Here is a 20,487-nt window from a genome sequence, read left to right as displayed (position 1 = left end):
ATCGGCGGGCCTCCGCGCATTGAGTCTGCATAGCTCAACTTGCCTGCCGAAGGGGAGATCATGGCTTCGACGTCCACACCGCTCACCCTGCCCGTGCTGCCCCTCGATGACGAGGTGGTACTGCCCGGCATGGTGGTGCCGCTGGACCTGTCCGACACCGAGGTACGAGCCGCGGTGGAGGCCGCCCAAGCCGCCGCGCGATCAAGTGGCGACACCCAGTCGAGGGGCAGCGGCAGCGGCGGCGGCAAGCCGCGCGTCCTGCTCGTGCCGCGTATCGACGGGACGTACGCGGGCATCGGCACGCTCGGCACGGTCGAGCAGGTGGGCCGGCTCTCCGACGGCGACCCGGGCGCGCTCATTCGCGGGGTGCGCCGGGTGCGCATAGGCGCGGGGACGACCGGTCCCGGGGCCGCGCTGTGGGTGGAGGGCACCCAGGTCGAGGAGATCGTTCCGGACCCGCTGCCCGGTGCCGTCACCGAACTGGTCACGGAGTACAAGGCGCTGGCCGCCAGCTGGCTGCGCAAGCGCGGCGCCTGGCAGGTCGTGGACCGGGTGCAGCAGATCGACGACGTCGGCCAGCTGGCCGACAACTCCGGCTACTCGCCGTTCCTCTCCATCAAGCAGCGCGTGGAGCTGCTGGAGACGGCCGACCCGGTGGCGCGTCTGAAGCTGGCCGTCAGCTGGCTCAGCGACCACCTCGCCGAGCAGGACGTCGCCGAGGCGATCGCCAAGGACGTCCAGGAGGGCGTGGACAAGCAGCAGCGCGAGTTCCTGCTGCGGCGGCAGCTGGAGGCGGTCCGCAAGGAGCTGGCGGAGCTCAACGGGGACCCCGAGGACGAGTCCGACGACTACCGGGCCCGGGTGGAGGCCGCCGACCTGCCTTCGAGCGTGCGCGAGGCGGCCCTGAAGGAGGTCGACAAGCTGGAGCGGTCCTCCGACCAGAGCCCCGAGGGCAGCTGGATCCGCACCTGGCTGGACACCGTCCTGGAACTGCCCTGGAACGAGCGCACCGAGGACGCGTACGACATCGCCGGCGCCAAGGCCGTCCTCGACGCCGACCACGCCGGCCTGGAGGACGTCAAGGAGCGGATCACCGAGTACCTGGCGGTGCGCAAGCGCCGTGCCGACCGGGGCCTGGGCGTGGTCGGCGGCCGCCGCGGCGGCGCGGTGCTGGCCCTGGTGGGCCCGCCCGGCGTCGGCAAGACCTCGCTGGGCGAGTCGGTCGCCCGCGCGATGGGGCGGAAGTTCGTGCGCGTCGCGCTCGGCGGCGTCCGCGACGAGGCGGAGATCCGCGGCCACCGGCGTACGTACGTCGGGGCGCTGCCCGGCCGGATCGTACGGGCCGTCAAGGAGGCGGGCTCGATGAACCCGGTCGTCCTCCTCGACGAGATCGACAAGGTCGGCTCCGACTACCGCGGCGACCCCGCCGCGGCCCTGCTGGAGGTCCTGGACCCGGCGCAGAACCACACCTTCCGCGACCACTACCTGGAGGTCGAACTCGACCTGAGCGACGTGGTCTTCCTCGCGACGGCCAACGTCCTGGAGGCCATCCCCGAGGCGCTGCTGGACCGCATGGAGCTGGTGCGCCTGGACGGCTACACCGAGGACGAGAAGGTCACCATCGCCCGTGACCACCTGCTGCCCCGCCAGCTGGAGCGGGCCGGCCTGGAGCCGGGCGAGGTGACGCTGGCGGAGGACGCGCTGCGCAAGCTGGCCGCGGAGTACACCCGCGAGGCGGGCGTACGCACCCTGGAGCGGTCCATCGCGCGGCTGCTGCGCAAGGTGGCGGCCCAGCACGAGCTGGGCGAGCGGGAGCTGCCCTTCACGATCGGCGGCGACGGACTGCGGCCGCTGATCGGACGGCCGCACCACACCCCCGAGTCCGCCCAGGACCCGGCCGAGCGGCGCACCGCCGTGCCGGGCGTGGCGACCGGGCTCGCGGTCACCGGCGCGGGCGGCGACGTGCTGTTCGTCGAGGCGTCGCTGGCCGACCCGGAGACGGGCGGCGCGGGGCTGACCCTCACCGGCCAGCTGGGCGACGTCATGAAGGAGTCCGCCCAGATCGCGCTCTCCTTCCTGCGCTCGCACGGCGCGGAGCTGGAGCTTCCGGTCGGTGACCTCAAGGAGCGCGGCATCCACCTGCACGTTCCGGCGGGCGCGGTGCCCAAGGACGGCCCGAGCGCGGGCATCACGATGACCACGGCCCTGGCCTCGCTGCTCTCCGGCCGCCAGGTGCGCCCGGACGTGGCGATGACCGGCGAGGTCTCGCTGACCGGGCGGGTGCTGCCCATCGGCGGCGTCAAGCAGAAGCTGCTGGCGGCGCACCGGGCCGGGGTGACCACCGTGATCATCCCCAAGCGCAACGAGCCCGACCTCGACGACGTCCCCGCCGAGGTCCTGGACAAGCTCGACGTCCACCCGGTCTCGGACGTCCGCCGCGTCCTGGAACTGGCCCTCACCCCGGCGGCCACGCCGGCCGCCCCGGAGGTCCCGGTGGCGGCGTGACGGACGCCACCGGTGCGGTGGCCCGGGGCTCCCGTTCGCACGGGAGTTCCGGGCCACGCGTGTCCTGGGTGCCGTGCGTATCGTTGTACCAACCGGCCGCGTGCATTCGAGTCGCGGCGGGGAGGAGCGGCACGGTGACCGTCATGGAGATTGACAGGATCGAGATGGCCGACAGCAGCGACGAGCTCACCTTGGACATGATGTTCGAGTGGCTCGAGAAGATGCCCATCCCCGAGGGAATCAAGGTCGAGATTGTCGAGGGGAACATCTTCATGTCGCCGCAGCGGGACACCCACTGGGAGATCATCCTGGATATCGTCGAACAGCTGCGGACACGATACCCGCGTAAGCGGATCAAGTCGGATGTGCGGATTGACTACCCCGGCTACCTCAACGGCTTCGCGACCGACGTGACGCTGATCACCGAGGGCGCGGTCAAGGACTCCAGAGGCCACTGGCGGTACCAGGACGTGGAGTTCGTTGCCGAGGTGATCTCGAAGCGCACGGGCGCCAATGACTACGGCACCAAGAAGATGATCTACGCCACCGCCGAGGTCCCCGTCTATCTGATCGCCGATCCGTACACCGGCAGGTGCCGCCTTTTCACCCACCCCAAGGACGGGGAATACCGGGCCGAAATGACCGTTGACTTCGGCAGTGAACTCGACCTGACCGACACCGTCCTGGGCCTGACGCTCAAGACCGACGAGTTCCCCCGGGACTGAACGGCCTGACGGCCCGTACGGCCGACGCCCCCCGCCGTACGGACAGCCGGATCCGTACGGCGGAGGGCGAAGCACCGAGGGCGTGACGCGCGGGCGTCAGCCGTTGGCGAGGGCCTGGACCCGGTCGATGGCGCCGTTGAACTTGTTGTGGTCGCCGACCGTCGCGCCCGACGAGGTGTACTGCCAGATGGTGTGGAAGCCCCAGCCCGCCGGGAGTTCACCGACGGAGTCGCCGTAGCGCGGGATCCACAGCGGGTTGACGGCGCCGAAGGCGCTGGAGTTGCCCGTGCAGCTCTTCCACCAGCTGGTCGAGGTGTAGATCACCGGGTCGCGGCCGGTGAGCGACTTGTAGGTGTTGCTGAAGTCCTTGATCCAGCTGACCATCGCGCTCGCGCTCTTGCCGTAGCAGGTCGCGCCGTAGGGGTTGTACTCCATGTCGAGCGCGCCGGGGAGCGTCTTGCCGTCCTTCGACCAGCCACCACCGTGGTTGACGAAGTACGTGGCCTGCGCCGCGCCGCTGGAGTTGTCCGGCAGCGCGAAGTGGTACGAGCCGCGGATCATGCCGACGTTGAACGATCCGTTGTACTGCTGCGCGAAGTACGGGTTCGTGTAGGTGGTGCCCTCCGTCGCCTTGACGTAGGCGAAGCGGACTCCGCTGCTCCAGAGCGTCGACCAGGCGACATTGCCCTGGTGGCTGCTGACGTCCACGCCTTCGACGGTGGCGAGCAGCCCGGGCGGCTCTTCGCCGGTCGTGGAACCGCCTTCGTGCTTGAGTATCTGGGAGCCCGCCCAGTCGTCCTCGGGGTGGGGGATGGCCTTCCCGCTCTCCGCGGCCGAAGCCGTACCGGACAGCGAGAAGCTCATGACGAGGAGACCGGCGAGAATGCCGATGAGCGCGGTCAGGGTGCGCCGGGTCGTACCAGGTCTGTGCTTGGGCATGGCGTGCCTCCGAGGGCCTCGTGTGGGGAGAGGTGCACATGTCATTGGAATGGCCATGTCAGGTAGGACGCTACGGGCGTAGATACGCGGCGCGGAAGGGGGTCGGGGTGCTGCCGTTGGTCTAATCCTGCGAAATACTGACGGAGCTGCGGCGACGACCGCGCCTGAAAGAAAATTTCACGCCGTGAAAATCCGGAGAGGGCTCTGACGTGCACGACAACGGGGCATTGCCCCCCGAGGGGGGTGAGGGACGCACCATGGGCGGAATTGGTGTAGACCATGCATTCCTGGCTCTGGAGCGCGAATTGGCGGTTTTCCTTCGCCGCGCCCGCGCCTCTTCGGGCGAATTGGCCCGGGAAGTCCACCCGGAGCTGGAATCCGCCGCGTACGGACTGCTCATGCGGCTGGAAGACGCCGGACAGCAGCGGGCCACGGATCTCGCGGCCTACTTCGGTGTCGGCAAGGCGACGATGAGCCGCCAGCTGCGGGCGCTGGAGGACCTCGGGCTGGTGGCCCGGGCCCCCGACCCCGCCGACGGCCGGGCTTTCCTGGTGCAGTTGACGGATGAGGGGCGGGCCCGGTTCCGTCGCGTGCGAGGGGCCCGGCGGGCGCGGTATGCGCGCCGCCTCGCGGCGTGGGAGCGCAGCGAGGTGGCCGAACTCGCCCGGCTGCTGCACCGGCTGAACTCCGTGCAGGTCACCGAGGAGCCCGGGCAGGGCGCAGCTTCGCCGCAGGACTAGGCCTCTCATGTACGTCAGGATCGGCAAGGCCCGCCGATCCGGCGACGCGGATGTGGCGTTCGGGGTACGGCGGGGGTGCGGCGGGGGCGCGGCCGGGGTGCGGCCGGACCGCTGGGGACCGCCGGGGGTTGCGGGGGTCCGGCCGCGTCGCCGGAGGCCGCCGGGCCGCTGGGGGCTGTGGAGGCTGCGGGGGCCCGGTCGGGTCGCCGGGGACTGCCGGGACCACCAGGGGTGCGGCCGGGTCGCCGGGGGCTGCGGGGGTGCGGTGGTGCGGTCGGTCGCCGGGAACTGCCGGGGGCTGCCGGGGTCCGGCCGGGTCGCCGGGGTGCGGCCGAGGGGCCGCCGGGTCGCCGGCCCCGTGCCGCCCGGGGTTTGTGCCGCTGCCACTGAGCCGCCGTCCCCCGTGTCGCCCCGCCCCGGGCCTCCGTCAGAACTCCGCGAAGACGACCGCCGCGTCGTCGTGCACCTTGCCGCGCCGGAACGCGGTGCGGTCCGGGTCGGCGTCCTCCGCCGCCCGCACCCGGTCGATCAGCGCCTGTGGGCTCTCCTTCCGCAGCAGGGCGAAGCACTCGGCCCAGTCGCCCTCGCGGAACACCTCCACCCACCGCGCCGCCCCGTCGGTGAGCGCCGCCACCGCCCGTATCCCCGCGCGCGGGGAGGCGCCGGTCACGGCCCGCCGCGCGACCGCCGGGTCGGCGGCGGCGGTGAAGAAGCCGCCCTCGACGTTGCGCAGCGGGGCCAGCGGCCGCCGCCCCGCGGCGCGCAGCCGGTCGATCCGGTCGTCGAGTACGGGCGTGACCGTGCCGTCCGTCCGCTCGAGCAGCAACGCGGAGTCGGAGAGCACCAGATGCTCGACCCGCTCCGCGTCCCACCGCACCGCGACGACCGTCGCCTGAGGCGTTCTAACGTGAGAAAGGTCACATTCTGGGTCGTGCGCCTCGGCCGTCCGTTCGATCGCGCGGGAGAGGCAATCTGCCAGTGGCATATCCCGGCGCGATCCGGACAGTTCGAGCAGCGCCCCGCCCAGCCGGGCGGTGAACCAGGGCACGCCGTGGACGCAGCCGTAGTCCTCCTCGGGCGGCGTCACTCCGTCCAGGACCACCAGCGCCCCACCCTGACCCGACGCGGGCAGTGCTACTGACGCGTAGTCCTCGTTGGGGGTTTGGGGATCACCGGGGGTGGTGGCGAGTTCGATGCGCATCTGGCCAGTCTGCCGGACCGGGGCCCGTTCCCCCCGGGTCGCCGGAGCCCTCCGCGGGGCTCGGCGCACGCCGGGCGGAGGCCGGGCGGGGGCGAGGGTCGCCTGGGCGGGCGCGCGCGGCGGATTGCCGCTTTGGCCGGAATTGACGGTTACGGGAATCTGCGGGGGAGCATCCTGCCAGGAGGTCAGGTGATTTCCAACCCGTGAAAGGTTGAAGGAGGGTATGGCACGCGACCGAAGTTTGGTGGTCAACTACGCAATGCGGTTCACTCGTTCGGGCGGTGGGGTGGGTGATGTATGCCCGTCCCGAAGTCGCCCTGAAAGGGTCGGAACCCCTACCAGAGGTGGGGAAACACAATTGTTGAACCGTCGTCACCTCTGAACCACAGTGGGTCGGGCGAGAAAAGATTGTGAGCACCGGTGCGGAAGAAGCGGCTTCGGGGCAGCAACCATGAGCAGGTCGGCGAGCCACGCCAGCAGGAGGCGTCGCCGCAACGCGGCACCGCACGGGTCCGTAATCGGCTGGCCGTGTCCGTCGCCGTCGTCTCCCTCGCCGTTCTCGGGGCCGGGGCCCCGGCCGTCCTCAGCGCGCTGGACGACACCACCGACGCCCAGAAGCTCGTCGACCTCGCCGAGACCAACCGCGGCGCGGTGACCCTCTCCCACGCCCTCGCCGACGAGCGCGACGCCATGATCGAGTACGTCGCGGCCGGGCGTAACTCCGCCTCCGGCGCCGGTGTCTCCGAGAGCCAGCGGGCCCGGGTGGACCGGCAGGTCAAGGAGGTGGGCCCGGGCACCCCGGCCGAGGTGCGGCGGCTGCTGGACGCGCTGCCCAAGGTCCGGCAGCAGGCGCTGACCGGAAACGGCTCGGCGCTGGATGTGTACGAGAGCTACACCGAGACCATCCAGGCCCTGGGCGGCCTCGCCGACACCCTGGCCCGCAAGCTCCGGGCCGGCACCGACGACGGCTCCGCGGCGGCGCTGGCCCCCCTCGGTCGCGCCACGGAGGAGGCCTCCGCCACCCGTGGGCTGCTGCTCGGCGCGCTCTCCGCGGGCGGCAGCCAGCCCAAGCTCACCTCGGCGGCCCAGCGCACCAACGTCCGCGAGCAGTCCGCGCTCTCCGACTTCAACCAGCTCGCCCCGGCCTCCGCCCGCGACCGCTTCGCCCGCACCGTCAACGGCACCGAGGTCACCGCCGCCGAGCGCTATATCGCCCGCCTCACCGACCAGCCCCAGCTCTCCGACACCGACCTCTTCCTCAACGGCGAGCGCGTCGAGTCCAGCCTGTCCGCCCGGCTCGACCGGATGCGCGGCGTCGAGTCCTCGCTCGCCACCGCCGAGATCGAGCATCTGGAGAAGCTGCGCGACGACGAGGTCACCGACCTCGAGGTGGGCATCGGCATCCTCGGCGCCTGTCTGCTGCTGGCCATCGGCATGAGCGTCCAGGCCGCCCGCTCCATGACCCGCCCGCTGGCCGCGCTGCGGCTCGGCGCGCGGCGGGTGGCCACCGACCCGCTGGCCGAGGAGCCGATCGCCTTCAAGGGGCGCGACGACGAGTTCGCGGACGCCGTACGGGCCGTCAACCAGATGCACCAGGCCGCGGTGCGCGAGCACGAGCGCGCCGTGAAGCTGGAGGCCGACCGGGCCCGACTGGTCGACGAGCGGCGGCGGCTGGCCGACGAGCGGTCCGAGCTGCGCCGCGAGCGGGACGAGGTCGCCACCCGCCTCGACGGTCTGCGGGCCCGCGTCCACGGCAGCTTCGTCAGCCTGGCGCTGCGCACCCTCGGCCTGATCGAGCGCCAGCTGACCATCATCGAGGACATGGAGGAGCGCGAGCAGGACCCGGACCGCCTTCAGACCCTCTTCCAGCTCGACCACCTGGCCACCGGGATGCGCCGCTACGGCGAGAACCTGCTGGTCATCGCGGGCTCCGAGAACAAGGCCGCGCACCCGGGACCGGTGCCGCTGCTGGATGTACTGCGCGCCTCGATCAGCGAGGTCGAGCGGTACGACCGGGTGCAGATCCAGGCCCTGCCGCAGCACGCCCAGGTCGCCGGGTACGCGGCGGACAGCATCAGCCACCTGATCGCCGAGCTGCTGGAGAACGCGACCACGTTCTCGCCGCCGGACACCATGGTTCAGATCTCCGGCTGGCTGCTGGAGAGCGGCGAGGTCATGCTCTCCGTCCAGGACGAGGGCATCGGCATGACGCCCGAGCGCTTCGTCGAGCTCAACAACCGGCTGTCCGACCCGGTGCCGGAGTACTGCCAGGGCCCGCAGCCCGAGGACCCGCTGGGGCTCGGTCTGTACGTGGTGACCCGGCTGGCCGCGCGCCACGGCGTACGGGTGCAGCTGCGCGAGCAGAAGCCGGGCGGGGTCGCGGCCGTCGTGGTCCTCCCGACGAAGATCCTGCCCGCCGGCCCGCCCGGCGCCGGGCTGCCGCCCGCCGCGCCCGCGGTGTCCTCGTACGGCGGCACCTCGCTGCCGTCCTTCCCGGGCTCGGTGGCCGAGGCCAACTCCAACACCCTTCCGGGGCAGTCCCGTCCGGCCCTCGCCGGGACCTCCGCCGCCGACCTGGAGTCGCCCCGGACGCTCTCGCACCGGCGCGGCGGGCGCCTGGGCCTGCCGCGCCCGGGCGCGGCGGAGGACGGCTCCGGCGGCCCGGCCCGTACGGGAGCGAACCCCCCGGGGACCCCGGCCGGATCGCTGACCGGATCGCAGGCCGGACCGCAGGCCGGACCGCAGGCCGGATCGCCGGCCGACGGCCCGGCCCCGGAGCGGCGGCCCCGGGCCGCGGATTCCGCCGCGTCGGCCGCCCCCGGCGTCGAGATGGCCCCCGACCCGACCCCGCCGCGCGGCCACCCGGCCCCGGCCCCGTCGGACGGCGGCACGCTGCCCATGCTTCCGCGGCGCGTGGTGAAGCAGGCCCCCGACCCGCTGGTGGAGGCCGCCGAGCGGACCATCCAGCTCTCCGGGCACCGGGACGAGCCGGTCCCCGACCCGCGCCGGCCGGTCCAGCGGGGCGGCGGCGAGACGATCGGCGGCCACGGCATGCGCCCGGTGGGCGCCGACGCCTGGGGGCCCGCCGAGGGTCCGGCACCGGCCGAGCCCACGGACGTCACGCGGTCGGTCACCGGGCCGTATCTGGCCGAGCCCGCCGAGCACACCCGGCCCGGGACCGCGGACGGGCAGCTGTCCGGGGCGGCCGGGGCCTCCAGGGCCGAGGCGCCGGCCGGGGTGCCCGGGCAGCGAGCCCCGGAGAAAGAAGCGGCAGCACCAGAGGCGCGCGAACGGCGCCTCACCGACAAGGGACTTCCCAAGCGCACCCCGAAGAACGTGGCCCTGCCGGAGAGCGACCCGCTCGAGCGCACGGGCGCGGTGAACGCCGAGGAACTGCGGCGCAGGCTCGGCGGTTTCCAGAAGGGCGCCCGCGAGGGGCGCCGCGACGCGGAGGCCGAGTTCGCGGGTCGCGGCCCGGTGGGGGAGCGGCAGCGGGGACAATCGGGGGCGCAGGACGAGGGTGGCACGGTTGAGGAGGCACGCAGGTGAATGCGCCCAGTAGTACGTATGGGTTGAGTTCCGAGGCCCGTAATCTGCATTGGCTGCTGTCGAACCTGGTCGAGGAGGTACCCGGCGTCCGCTCGGTCGCCGTCGTCTCCTCCGACGGTCTGATGCTGCTGTCCTCGGACGCGCGGCACGCCGCGGCGGCCGCGGACCCGACGGCCCAGGACGGCCCGAAGGGGTCGGGCGCCGACCTGGCCACCATCGTCTCCGGCCTCGGCAGCCTCACGCTGGGCGCGGCCAAGCTGATGGACGGCGGGGGCGTCAAGCAGACGATGGTCGCGATGGACCAGGGCAGTCTGTTCGTCATGTCGATCAGCGACGGCTCGCTGCTGGGCGTGCACGCCACGCCGGACTGCGACATGACCGTGGTCGCGTACCACATGGCGCTGTTCGTCGGCCGGGCCGGGCATGTGCTCACCCCCGAACTCCGTACCGAGCTGCGCCGGTCCCTGGAGTCCGCACAGTGACGTCCGCGTCCCACAAGGCCGCCCGCGTACGCCCGTACTCGCTCACCGGCGGCCGGACCCGATCCGGCCATGTGCTGCTGGTCGAGACCTTCGTGGCCACGCTGGAGACCCCGGACGGGGCGGTCGAACCCGCGCTCAGCGGGCCGGCCTCCCGGATGGTGCCGGAAATCCGGGCCATCATCGACCTCTGCCGTCGGATGCGTTCGGTCGCGGAGGTCTCCGCGCTGCTCAAGATTCCGCTCGGTGTGGTGCGCGTGCTGCTCAGCGACCTCGCGGACCAGGGAAAGATCCGCGTGTACGGCACCGGGCGAAGCCCCGGCCAGCCGGAACGCGCGTTGCTCGAAAGGGTGCTCAGTGGACTTCGCAGACTCTGAGACGACGATGACGGCGGCACCGGTGTGGGTGCCGGAGATACCGGAGGCCGATGAGGGGCTCCAAGGGTGGCAGGAGGACCGTACACGGGCGCCCATCGCCACCAAGATCGTCGTCGCGGGGGGTTTCGGCGTCGGTAAGACGACATTCGTCGGCTCGGTCTCGGAAATCACCCCGCTACAGACCGAGGCGCTCATGACGCGGGCCAGCGAGGACGTGGACGACCTCGCCGCGACCCCGCAGAAGCTGACCACGACGGTCGCGATGGACTTCGGCCGGATCACGCTCGACTCCGACCTGGTCCTGTATCTGTTCGGCACGCCGGGCCAGCAGCGGTTCTGGTTCATGTGGGACGACCTGATGCGCGGCGCGATCGGCGCGGTGGTGATGGTCGACACGCGGCGGCTGGAGGACAGCTTCCCGGCGCTGGACTACTTCGACAGCTGTGGGCTGCCGTACGTCATCGCGGTCAACCACTTCCAGGGGACCCCACGGTACGAGCCGGAGGACGTGCGCGACGCGCTCTCCGTACCGGCGAAGGTGCCCGTGGTGATCGTGGACGCCCGCAACCGCGTCTCGGTGGCCGACGCGCTGCTCGCCCTGGTGAGGTTCGCCGTGGACATCTCGCCCGAGTGAACCGGCCCGGCCATGCGCAGGATGCTCATCGTCGGGGCCGGCCAGTCCGGGCTGCAACTCGCCCTGGGGCTCCAGACCCAGGGGTACGAGGTCACCTTGATGTCCAACCGCACGGCCGATGAGATCCGCACCGGCCGCGTCATGTCCACCCAGTGCATGTTCCACACCGCGCTCCAGCACGAGCGCGATCAGGAGATCAACTTCTGGGAGGAGCAGGCCCCGCGCATCCAGGGCCTGGGCGTCTCGGTCGCCGGCCCCGTCACCCCGCTGGGGCATCCGCGCCTGGTCGACTGGGTGGGCGAGCTGGACGGCTACGCCCAGTCCGTCGACCAGCGGCTGAAGATGGCCGGCTGGATGGATGCCTTCGAGCGGCGCGGCGGCCGGCTGGTCATCCACGGCGCGGCCGTCTCCGACCTGGAGTTCTTCGCGGAGCGGTACGACCTGGTGCTGGTCGCTGCGGGCAAGGGCGAGCTGGGCTGCCTCTTCGGCCGGGACGCCGCCCGCTCCCCGTACACCTCCCCGCAGCGCGCCCTCGCAGTCTCCTACGTCCACGGGCTCGCCCCCCGGCTGGAACACCCCGAGCTCGAAGCGGTGCGCTGCAATCTGGTGCCCGACGTGGGCGAGCTGTACGTCATGCCCGCCCTCACCACCTCCGGGCGGGCCGACATCCTGTTCTGGGAGGCCATCCCCGGCGGCCCCGCCGACGTCTTCGAGGGCGTCACCGACCCCTCCGAGCATCTCGCCCTGACCCTTGAACTCATGGAGTGGTTCACGCCCTGGGAGTACGGGCGGGCCACCAGGGTCGAGCTGACGGACGCGGGCGCCACGCTGTCCGGGCGCTACACCCCGACCGTCCGCGACCCGATCGGCCGGCTGCCGGACGGCGGGCTGGTCCTCGGGGTGGCCGATGTCGTGGTCACCAACGACCCGCTCACCGGCCAGGGGTCCAACTCCGCGGCCAAGTGCGCCGCCTCGTATCTGACGAGCATCGTCGAACACGGCGACCGGCCCTTCGACGAGGCCTGGATGCGGCGGACGTTCGCGCGGTTCTGGGCGACGGCGCGGCATGTGACCAAGTGGACGAACGCGATGCTGGCCCCGCCGCCCGAGCACATAGTGCGCCTCCTGGGCGCGGCGGGCCAACTGCCCGCGGTCGCCCACCGCTTCGCCAACGGCTTCGACGACCCGGCCGACTTCGAGAACTTCTTCTACGAGCCGGACAAGACCGCGGCGTACTTGGAGGAGGCGGAAGCAGCGGGGTCCGCCGAGGACGCGGGAACCGATACGGCTGATGTGGCTGCTTCGGCCGTCGCCGCTGATACGGCGGTTACGGCTGACACGGCCGACGAGGCCGCTGAGCAGGTGGGCTGAGCAGGTGGGCTGAGTCAGCCCTTGGTCCCGCCGCCCGCCCTCGGGCGCACGGCGCCGCGCAGCGGATTGGAGGCGAGCGGGGACAGCTTGACCCGGCTGCCCGGACGCGGGGCCTGCACCACCATGCCGTTGCCCGCGTAGATCGCCACGTGGGACGCGCCCTTGAAGTAGACCACCAGGTCGCCGGGGCGCAGCTCGCTCAGTTTCACACGCGGCAGCCGGCGCCACTGCTCCTGGCTGGTGCGCGGGATGGGCCGCCCGGCGTGCGCCCATGCCTGGGAGGTCAGCCCCGAGCAGTCGAAGGAGCCCGGCCCCTCCGCGCCCCAGACGTACGGCTTGCCGATCTGGTTCAGCGCATACCGCAGCGCCCGCTGCCCGGCCGCCGCGGAGGCGAAGGGGCGGCGGGGCGAGCGGCGGTGGCCGGGTGCGGTCCGGCGGGCGGGCTCCTTGGTCCGCGGGGGCGGGTTCTCGGCCTCTTCCGGCTCCGGGGCGGTGCCGGGTTCTTCGGGGTCGGGGCCCGGGGCGGCGGGGTCGGGTGGGGTGTCCGGCGGGGTGTCTTTGTCCGGCGGGGTGCCTTCGGCCTCGGGGACGGGGTCTTTGCCGCGGTCGGTGCGGCCGCGGGGGGCGCGGTCGGTGGCGCGGCCGGTATCGCGGTCGGTTTCGCCGCTGATGTCTCCGCTGGTGTCCCCGCTGGTGTCCCCGCTGGTGTCCCCGCTGGTGTCTCCGCTGGTGTCGATGTCCCCGGAGTCGTTCGCGGCGTCGCCCCCCGGCGACGGGTCGAGGGCGCCGGAGGCGAGCAGTTCGTACTGCGCCCTCTCGGTGTCCTGGCGCTCCCGCTCCTCCAGAGCCCGCAGCTGACGGAAGGTCAGCGAGGCCAGGGTCCGCTCGATGACGATGAGGCGTTTCTCGACCTTGTCGCGCTGTTTCTTCCGCTTGGTCGCCAGGGACAGCTGTTTCTTCAGCGCGGCCCGGCTCCGCTCGGCGAGCCTGTCCGCGTGTGCCTCCCCTCTGGTCAGCCGCTCGACCAGGATCGCCTGGCGGTCGGCGGCCCGGCCGAGCTCGCGCGTCCGCTCGGCGATCTGGTCCGGGCTGGGGGACAGCAGCGCCATCAGGAAGGAGTACGAGGAGAGCTGGGTGCGGCCCTGGTACTGCTCGCGGGCCAGTCGCCCCGCCTCGTCATGGCTGACGGCGAGGTGGGCGCGGGTGCGGGCGAGGGCGATGGTCAGCGCGCGGGTCTTGGCGCGCTGCTTGTGCAGCTTCTCCTCGGTGGCGTTGTACGCCTCGGTCGCCTCCTCGGCCTTGCGGTACAGCGTCTTGAGCTGTGTCAGCAGCTCGGCGACCGACTGCTCGGCGGGCGCGGGGGCGGCAGGCGCCGACGGGACGGGTACGGCCAGCGCGGTGACCGCGGTCAGCGCCACCGCGCAGACCGATCCCGCGATGCGTCCTGACACGGTCTCACCTCCGGGCTCGACACTCGACCTCGGGGCGATCGTGGCATGACCAGTCGTATATTCAGGAGAATGTCCGCGAGTCGGGTCAATACGGTCACTCGTTCGGCGGTCGGTCCGCCCGCCCGTCTGCCGTATGTCTGTGCGAGCGACCGTGCTGTCGCCGCTGTCGTCCCTTGCCACCATGCCGCGTTGGTGTGCCGTGTTGGCGTGCCGTCAGCCGGGCTTCGACCAGGGCCATTTCAGCCCGCCCTGCGGCTTGCCCTCCGGGTCGTACTCGTACCGCCACCCGCGCACCAGCCCCAGCCGCCGCGAGGTGGCGGCCGGCACCCGGCGGTAGACGTACACCGTCGGCGGGCCGCCGCCCTCGTCCGGCACCGGCACCTCGTACGTCTTCGGCGGCTGCCCGGTCAGCCCGACCAGCACCGGCAGCACCCGGCCGTCCAGCGGCCCGCCCACGAAGGGCGTCTCCTCGCTTCTCACCGGCCCAGTCTCACAGCAGGTGGGAGGCGTCGCCGAGCACCGGCAGCACGCGCCGGGCCAGCGCCCCGGCCTGCCCCTCCGCCGTCTCCAGCGCGAGCACCGCGCGCAGCACCCGCGCCGTCTGCGGGTCGCTCGCGCTCGTGGCGGCCATCAGCGCGACGAAGTGGTCGACGAGCCAGTCGCGCAGCTGCGCCATCGGCGGCTGCTTGCCGTCGTCCAGCCACATCAGCGAGGCGGCCTCGACCGCCGTGATCCAGGTGCGCACCATCATCCGCAGCCGCGGGCCGGGTTCCGCCACCTCCAGATGGAGCAGGATCTGGTCGGCGGCGGCTCGCCGCACCTCGTCGACGATCGCGTTGGTCCGGGAGGTGTCGGCGACGCTGCCGCCCTGGAGCAGCGCGCTGAACCCGGCGTCGCGCTCGTCCACGAAGGCGAGATAGCGGTCGAGCCCCCGGCGCAGCCGTACGGTGAGCGGGCCGCTCCGGGGCTCGGCGAAGCACAGCTCCAGCTCGTCGGCGGCACTGCGCAGCGCCGCCTCGTACAACTGCTGCTTGCCGCCCGGAAAGTAGCGGTAGACGAGCGGCCGGGAGGCCCCGGCGGCGGTGGCCACGTCGTCCAGCGAGACGTCCTCGGGGGCGCGATGGGCGAACAACCCGAGCGCGGCGGCGATCAGCTGGGCCCGCCGCTCCTCGACGCCGAGCCTGCGATAGGCGGCGCGCCGCGCGGGGCGCCGCGCCGCGGCCGCGGGGACCGCGGGGTCGGCCGCCGGTGTGGCGGGTGCCGCGGGCGACGCCGCGGCACGGGTCGTTGCCGCCGGGTGCGCCGGGGCGGTGCCGCTGCCTGTCGTCATGCCTGGCAGCGTAACCGGCCCTGCGTGCGAATTGTTTTCAGGGCTCGAACCGCCTTCGGGGCGCCTCAGCCCCTGTCGACGGTCGACCGTGCTCGGCCCTTCGCGCCTCAGGGCCTCCGCGCGCTCTCCCTTTCACAGCGCACATCAGCGCCTCCGGCGCGGGCGGCGCGCCCCTTCGGCTCCCCCAGCTACCGCTGGGAGGTGCCCCCGGCCGACGTGGCCAGCAGGCCCGAGCTCTGCCACAACCGGTGCCCGGCGCCCCGCAGCACATCGATGTCGTCGAGGAAGTCGGTCAGCCGCTTCGCGCCCGCGCGCATCACCTCGCGCCGATGGCCGCTCGCCCGTACCTGCTCGACCGCCGCGCGCCGGTCGAGCCCGACGTCCGCGTACACCTGGGGGTTGACGAAGGCGCGCGCGAACACCCGGGCGAACTCGCCCGAGCCGAGCCGGGTCAGCTCCGCCTCCCAGCGCGACGCCGACACCATCTGGCGGCGCAACTCCTCGCGCGCGTACCGCACATGCCGCGCCTCCTCCACCACATGGATCCGGGTCGCGCCGCGCACCAGCGGCTGGATCCGCTCGTCGGGGAAGGTCAGCCGCTGCATCCAGTCCAGGATCTCCTCGCCCAGCAGGGTCGCGGTGAACGAGCCGGGGGTCGTGGAGACCGTCTTGAAGAAGCGGCCGAGGTTGTGGTGCAACGGGGCGGGCGGGTAGGCGGGGGTGCCGCCGGGAGGGTTACCGGCGGATACGTCTTATGAGACGCTGTGTCAGCAAGCACGTCAATCCCCGGCGCACGGCCGCGCCAAGGCCGCGCGGGGAGCGGGCCGCCGATACGCTCGACCGATCCTCGAGCGGCATATGGCTCGGCCGTACCGGACGTGTGAGCCCGCGTTTTCCCATCCGTTCACGGGGGAGCGAGTAAGGCGAAGGAGGCGTCGAATGCCGACGCAGGAGCTCTACGCGATGGACCCCGGGGATCCGATGTGGCAGGTGCCCGCCGCCGGGGCGGCCCGCTTCAGCTGGGACTACGGCCAGGGCCGCGAACGGCTGCTCGCCCTCTACCAGAAGGGCAAGGACAAGCAGTGGGACGCCGTCAAGCGGATCGACTGGGACCAGGAGGTGGACCCGCACGACCCGCTGGGCACCCCCGACGAGGCCCTCGCCCTTCACGGCACCCGGCACTGGGCCAAGATGACCGAGCGGGACAAGGGTGAGCTGCGGCACCACTTCGCCGCCTGGCAGTTCAGCCAGTTCCTGCACGGTGAACAGGGCGCCATGGTGTGCGCGGCGCGGATCGTGGAATCGGTGCCCGACCTGGACGCCAAGTTCTACTCCGCCACCCAGACCATGGACGAGGCGCGGCACGCCGAGATCTACAGCCGGTTTCTGCGCGACAAGCTCGGCACGCTCTACCCGGTCAACGACAACCTGGCCGCGCTGCTCGGCGACACCCTCCGCGACTCCCGCTGGGACATGCCGTACCTGGGCATGCAGGTGCTCATCGAGGGCCTGGCGCTCGCCGCGTTCGGGCTCATCCGCGACACCACCGACAAGCCACTGCCCCGGCAGATCCTCACCTACGTCATGCAGGACGAGGCCCGCCATGTCGCCTTCGGACGGATGGCGCTGCGCGACTACTACCGCCAGCTCACGGACGCGGAGCTGCGCGAGCGCGAGGAGTTCGTCATCGAGGGCTGCTACTTGATGCGCGACCGGCTGCGCGGGGTCGAGGTCCTGGAGAACCTCGGCATCCCGAGCGCCGAGGCCCACGAGTACACCGAGCGGTCGCCGCAGCTCCAGCTCTTCCGCAAGCTGCTGTTCAGCCGGATCGTGCCGTGTGTGAAGGACATCGGGCTGTGGGGCACGCGGCTGCGGCGCGCCTATGTCGACTTGGGCGTGCTGGAGCTGGGCGACGGCGACCTCGACCAGCTGATGGCCCAGGACGAGGAGCTGGCCGACCGGCTCGACGCGAGGCGCTTCCGGGCGGAGGAGGCGGCGCGTACGGGAGAGGTGGCGGCGGCCATCGCCGAGGGCGCGGCGGACGGCTGACGGGTGGCTGCGGGGGTGGCTGAGGTTCGGGGGCTCAGCCGCAGTTGTGCCGGGGCGCCGGCGTGGGGTCGACCGTGCCGACCCCGTCCACGAGGGAGGCGAAGCTCTGCGCGCCCAGCGGCCCGACGACGCGCTTGCGCAGGGCGTCGGCCAAGGTCAGGGCGGCGGTCACGGCGGCGGTGAGACCCGGCTCGGTCAGCCGGGCGAGGGTGACCCGGCGGTCGCTCGGCGAGGGATGGCGCTCGAGCAGCCCGGCCTCGGCCAGCCGGTCGGCGACCTTGGTGGTGCCGGCCGTGGTGAAGCCGAGGGTGGCGGCGAGCTGGTTCATCGGGGCGGCGTGGTCCGAGGCGGTGAGCAGGAACCACAGCACCCGGAACGACGAGGGCGCCAGGTCGGTCTTCGCCTCGACGTCGTCCAGGAGCTGAGCGGTGAGCCGGCGCATCCCGGACTGCAGGACGTCCCACTGATCGAGCAGCGCGAGGTCGTCGGAGGTGGGGCACCGGGAGCCGTCCTCTTCGCCCGCGCACGCCTTTTCCCGGCGTTCCGCCACGTCTCGCTCCCCTCTCACACTGTCGACTCACACTGTCGACCGGTCTTGCCCAGGGTATCAACGCCAGCTATTGTCTAACTAGCTACTTAATATCTGGCTATCTAAAACTGGCTATCTGAACACTCCCCTGACCTGCCCGTACGAAAGGCCACCCGTCATGTCCGAACCCGCTGCCGCCAAGCCCCTCCCAGCCGTCGAGTCCGGCTCCTGGATCCTGGACCCCGCGCGGACGCGGGTTCGCATCCAGCACAAGACGATGTGGGGAATGGTCACGGTCAAGGGCGGCTTCACCCGCGTCGACGGCGAGGGCGAGGTCCTGCCCGACGGCTCCGCGAGCGGCACCCTGACCATCGAGGCGGCCTCGGTGGACACGGGCCACGCCAAGCGCGACGCCCATCTGCGGAGCGCGGACTTCTTCGACACCGACCGCCACGCCACCCTCGTCTTCACCGCCCACCGCGCCACGCCCGACCCCCGGGGCGCGGTGGAGATCGCCGGTGAGCTGACGGTGCGCGGCACCACCCGCCCGCTGGCCTTCACGGCCACCGCGCCGGGCGCCACCGCGGACGGGGTCACGCTGACCGCCGAACTGTCCGTCGACCCGGCCGACTTCGGGCTCACCTGGAACCGGCTCGGCATGATGAAGGGGCAGACCGCGATCACGGTCGAGGCCCACTTCACGCGCGGACGCGCGTAAGGGGCGAACACCGCGGCGCGGGGAGGCGGCGCGCGGGAAAACCGCGATGCGCGGGCAACCCCCCACTGGCACGATGCGCACCATGACCGCGATTCCGGCCCCGAACCCGACTCCGACTCCGGCCCCGAACCTGTCGGCGGCCCGCCGCAGCATCGAGGCCCTCGCCCTCGGCGACGCCTTCGGCGAGCGCTGGTTCCCGCTCTTCCGTGACCGTCGGCGGGCGTACGACGAGATCCGGGCGCGGGCGGTCCCGGAGGAGTCGCTGTGGCCCTGGACGGACGACACGGCGATGGCGCTCGGCTTACTGAGCGTGCTGAACGGCCACGGGAAGATCGACCAGCCCCGGCTGGCCCAGGCCCTGGCCGACACCTTCCTGTCCGACCCCGGGCGCGGCTACGGCAGCGGCATGCACGAACTCCTGCCCTCCCTCGCCGCCGCCCCCGCCTCCTGGCCCTCCGCCACTCGCGCCCTGTTCGGCGGCGAGGGCAGCCTCGGCAACGGCGCGGCGATGAGGGTCGCGCCGCTGGGCGCGTGGTTCAGCGCGGACCCGGACCGCGCCGCCGAACAGGCCCGCCGTTCGGCCGAGGTCACCCACGCCCACCCCCAGGGCATCGCCGGCGCGGTCGCGGTCGCCGTAGCGGCGGCCCTCACCGCCCGCCGCGCCCCGGCCCCGGACCTGCGCGCCCCGACTTCGGACCCCCTCGGCCCGACCCCGGACCTCCTGCGCCAGGTCGTGGACCGCACCCCGCCCGGCCCGGTCCGCGACGGCCTCACTCAGGCCATCGCCCTGCCACCCACCACCACCCCGCGCCAGGCCGCCGAGCTCCTCGGCAGCGGCCGCCGTATCCGCGCCGACGACACCGTTCCCTTCGCCCTCTGGTGCGCCGCCCGCCACCAGGACGACCTGATCGCCGCGCTGTGGGCCACGGCCGAGGGCCTCGGCGACGTGGACACGACCTGCGCGATCGTGGGCGGCGTCGTGGGGGCGGCCACGGGCGTCTCCGCCGCCCCGGCCGACTGGCTGGAGCGACGCGAGCCGCTGCCCGGATGGGTGGCGGCGCTGCACTGAGCGACGCCGGGCAAGTGTTCTAGAGTTCGCGGATGAACAGCGATCTTCTCCGTCTCACGGTTCTGGGTTGTGCAACGCCCTACCCGAGTGTGGACAACCCTTGTTCCGGCTACCTGGTGTCCGGCGGCGGCACCCGGGTGTGGGTGGATGCGGGCAGCGGGACGCTGGCTCAGCTGCAACGACACGTCCGGTTGGACGAGTTGGACGCGATCTGGATCTCGCATCTGCACGCCGATCACAGTGCGGACCTGCTCACCGCCTACTACGGTGCGCTCTTTGCCGACATCCAGCTCGCGGCGCCGATCCCCCTGTACGGCCCGCCGGGCATCGCCGACCGGCTGGCCCACTTCCTCACCAACACCGCGACCCGCAGCCCGGTCGAATCCGCCTTCGCCGTCGAGGAACTGCACGACGGACATCAGGCGCGGGTCGGCGCGCTGACGCTGACCAGCCGGGCGGTGGAACACGGCATCCCCGCCTTCGCCCTGCGCGTCGAGGCCGCGGGCCGGTCGCTGGTGTACTCCGGCGACACGGCACCTTGCCCCGCGCTGACGAGCCTGGCCGAGGGGTGCGATGTGCTGCTGTGCGAGGCCGAGAGCGCCCAGGCCCCGAGCACGGGGGAACAGGTCCACCACACACCGGAGGACACCGGTGACACCGCCGGCGCGGCCCGGGCGGGACGGTTGCTCGTCACGCACGTCGGGCGTTTCCTCACACCGCAGCAGGCAGTGGCTCGTGCCTCGACCCGGTTCAACGGTCCCATCGACTACGCCGCTCCTGGCGCCACCTTCCCGGTGGGTTGAATCGCCACGGCCTCGGGG

At 72.5% G+C, this 20,487-nt stretch carries 18 protein-coding genes and 1 pseudogene; 12 read left to right on the top strand and 7 right to left on the bottom strand.

The features are described 5' to 3' along the window. Positions 1 to 60 precede the first annotated feature (60 nt). Together lon and ACWY4P_RS18340 are read left to right on the top strand one after the other, a co-directional pair. On the top strand, positions 61 to 2,505 hold the full coding sequence (gene lon, locus ACWY4P_RS18345; protein ID WP_456211625.1) for an endopeptidase La: 2,445 nt from the start codon (positions 61 to 63) through the stop codon (positions 2,503 to 2,505). Positions 2,506 to 2,639: 134 nt separating this feature from the next. Then, on the top strand, positions 2,640 to 3,230 hold the full coding sequence (locus ACWY4P_RS18340) for a Uma2 family endonuclease (RefSeq protein WP_456211624.1): 591 nt from the start codon (positions 2,640 to 2,642) through the stop codon (positions 3,228 to 3,230). Between the two features lie 96 nt (positions 3,231 to 3,326). On the opposite strand, the gene ACWY4P_RS18335 is transcribed toward ACWY4P_RS18340, so the two are convergent. Then, the gene (locus ACWY4P_RS18335; protein WP_456211623.1) at positions 3,327 to 4,169 is read right to left on the bottom strand and encodes a lysozyme; all 843 of its coding nucleotides are present in this window, start codon (positions 4,167 to 4,169) and stop codon (positions 3,327 to 3,329) included. A gap of 257 nt (positions 4,170 to 4,426) precedes the next feature. Between ACWY4P_RS18335 and ACWY4P_RS18330 the strand changes: the two genes are divergently transcribed. Further along, complete coding sequence (locus ACWY4P_RS18330) at positions 4,427 to 4,909, top strand: MarR family winged helix-turn-helix transcriptional regulator (RefSeq protein WP_456211622.1); 483 nt, start codon at positions 4,427 to 4,429, stop codon at positions 4,907 to 4,909. Positions 4,910 to 5,336: 427 nt separating this feature from the next. On the opposite strand, the gene ACWY4P_RS18325 is transcribed toward ACWY4P_RS18330, so the two are convergent. Beyond that, entirely contained in the window at positions 5,337 to 6,110 is a 774-nt protein-coding gene (locus ACWY4P_RS18325) for a hypothetical protein (RefSeq protein WP_456211621.1), read from the bottom strand. 420 nt (positions 6,111 to 6,530) lie between these two features. On the opposite strand from ACWY4P_RS18325, the gene ACWY4P_RS18320 reads away from it, so the two are divergent. Genes ACWY4P_RS18320 through ACWY4P_RS18300 form a run of 5 tightly spaced genes read left to right on the top strand, consistent with a single transcriptional unit; the run spans position 6,531 to position 12,520 of the window. Continuing rightward, positions 6,531 to 9,659 (top strand): nitrate- and nitrite sensing domain-containing protein, encoded by a 3,129-nt coding sequence (locus ACWY4P_RS18320; protein ID WP_456211620.1) that lies wholly within the window; start codon positions 6,531 to 6,533, stop codon positions 9,657 to 9,659. After that, positions 9,656 to 10,141 (top strand): roadblock/LC7 domain-containing protein, encoded by a 486-nt coding sequence (locus ACWY4P_RS18315; RefSeq protein ID WP_456211619.1) that lies wholly within the window; start codon positions 9,656 to 9,658, stop codon positions 10,139 to 10,141. Before ACWY4P_RS18320 ends, ACWY4P_RS18315 begins: the two co-directional genes overlap by 4 nt. Beyond that, complete coding sequence (locus tag ACWY4P_RS18310) at positions 10,138 to 10,515, top strand: DUF742 domain-containing protein (RefSeq protein ID WP_311728876.1); 378 nt, start codon at positions 10,138 to 10,140, stop codon at positions 10,513 to 10,515. The genes ACWY4P_RS18315 and ACWY4P_RS18310 overlap by 4 nt, the downstream gene beginning before the upstream one ends. Before the next feature lie 7 nt (positions 10,516 to 10,522). Next, positions 10,523 to 11,149, top strand: a complete 627-nt coding sequence (locus ACWY4P_RS18305; RefSeq protein ID WP_456212962.1) for a GTP-binding protein — start codon at positions 10,523 to 10,525, stop codon at positions 11,147 to 11,149. Between the two features lie 12 nt (positions 11,150 to 11,161). After that, a complete protein-coding gene (locus ACWY4P_RS18300; RefSeq protein ID WP_456211618.1) occupies positions 11,162 to 12,520 on the top strand; it encodes a styrene monooxygenase/indole monooxygenase family protein in 1,359 nt (452 codons plus the stop codon). 14 nt (positions 12,521 to 12,534) lie between these two features. Here ACWY4P_RS18300 and ACWY4P_RS18295 read toward each other — a convergent pair whose 3' ends face one another. The 4 genes and pseudogenes from ACWY4P_RS18295 to ACWY4P_RS18280 form a co-directional block, all read right to left on the bottom strand. After that, positions 12,535 to 13,971, bottom strand: a complete 1,437-nt coding sequence (locus ACWY4P_RS18295) for a C40 family peptidase (protein WP_456211617.1) — start codon at positions 13,969 to 13,971, stop codon at positions 12,535 to 12,537. Between the two features lie 213 nt (positions 13,972 to 14,184). Beyond that, the gene (locus ACWY4P_RS18290; RefSeq protein ID WP_456211616.1) at positions 14,185 to 14,451 is read right to left on the bottom strand and encodes a hypothetical protein; all 267 of its coding nucleotides are present in this window, start codon (positions 14,449 to 14,451) and stop codon (positions 14,185 to 14,187) included. Positions 14,452 to 14,461: 10 nt separating this feature from the next. Beyond that, positions 14,462 to 15,301: a TetR/AcrR family transcriptional regulator gene (locus ACWY4P_RS18285; RefSeq protein ID WP_456211615.1), complete on the bottom strand. Its 840-nt coding sequence runs from the start codon at positions 15,299 to 15,301 to the stop codon at positions 14,462 to 14,464. Between the two features lie 188 nt (positions 15,302 to 15,489). Then, a pseudogene (locus tag ACWY4P_RS18280) lies at positions 15,490 to 16,029 on the bottom strand (diiron oxygenase); the annotation flags it as partial. 211 nt (positions 16,030 to 16,240) lie between these two features. Here ACWY4P_RS18280 and ACWY4P_RS18275 point away from each other — a divergent pair. Beyond that, complete coding sequence (locus ACWY4P_RS18275) at positions 16,241 to 17,350, top strand: ferritin-like domain-containing protein (RefSeq protein ID WP_456211614.1); 1,110 nt, start codon at positions 16,241 to 16,243, stop codon at positions 17,348 to 17,350. Positions 17,351 to 17,384: 34 nt separating this feature from the next. On the opposite strand, the gene ACWY4P_RS18270 is transcribed toward ACWY4P_RS18275, so the two are convergent. Beyond that, a complete protein-coding gene (locus tag ACWY4P_RS18270; RefSeq protein WP_456211613.1) occupies positions 17,385 to 17,900 on the bottom strand; it encodes a MarR family winged helix-turn-helix transcriptional regulator in 516 nt (171 codons plus the stop codon). A 157-nt stretch (positions 17,901 to 18,057) separates the two neighbouring features. Here ACWY4P_RS18270 and ACWY4P_RS18265 point away from each other — a divergent pair, with 157 nt between their 5' ends. From ACWY4P_RS18265 to ACWY4P_RS18255, 3 genes are all read left to right on the top strand, one after another. Continuing rightward, a complete protein-coding gene (locus ACWY4P_RS18265; RefSeq protein WP_456211612.1) occupies positions 18,058 to 18,597 on the top strand; it encodes a YceI family protein in 540 nt (179 codons plus the stop codon). A 73-nt stretch (positions 18,598 to 18,670) separates the two neighbouring features. Then, positions 18,671 to 19,666, top strand: a complete 996-nt coding sequence (locus ACWY4P_RS18260) for an ADP-ribosylglycohydrolase family protein (protein WP_456211611.1) — start codon at positions 18,671 to 18,673, stop codon at positions 19,664 to 19,666. A gap of 32 nt (positions 19,667 to 19,698) precedes the next feature. Then, a complete protein-coding gene (locus ACWY4P_RS18255) occupies positions 19,699 to 20,469 on the top strand; it encodes an MBL fold metallo-hydrolase (RefSeq protein WP_456211610.1) in 771 nt (256 codons plus the stop codon). Positions 20,470 to 20,487: the final 18 nt, after the last annotated feature.

It is taken from the genome of Streptomyces sp. LZ34, from assembly GCF_053890475.1.
The sequence above is the reverse complement of the archived record's forward strand: the minus strand, read 5'-3'. Positions and strand labels throughout refer to the sequence as shown.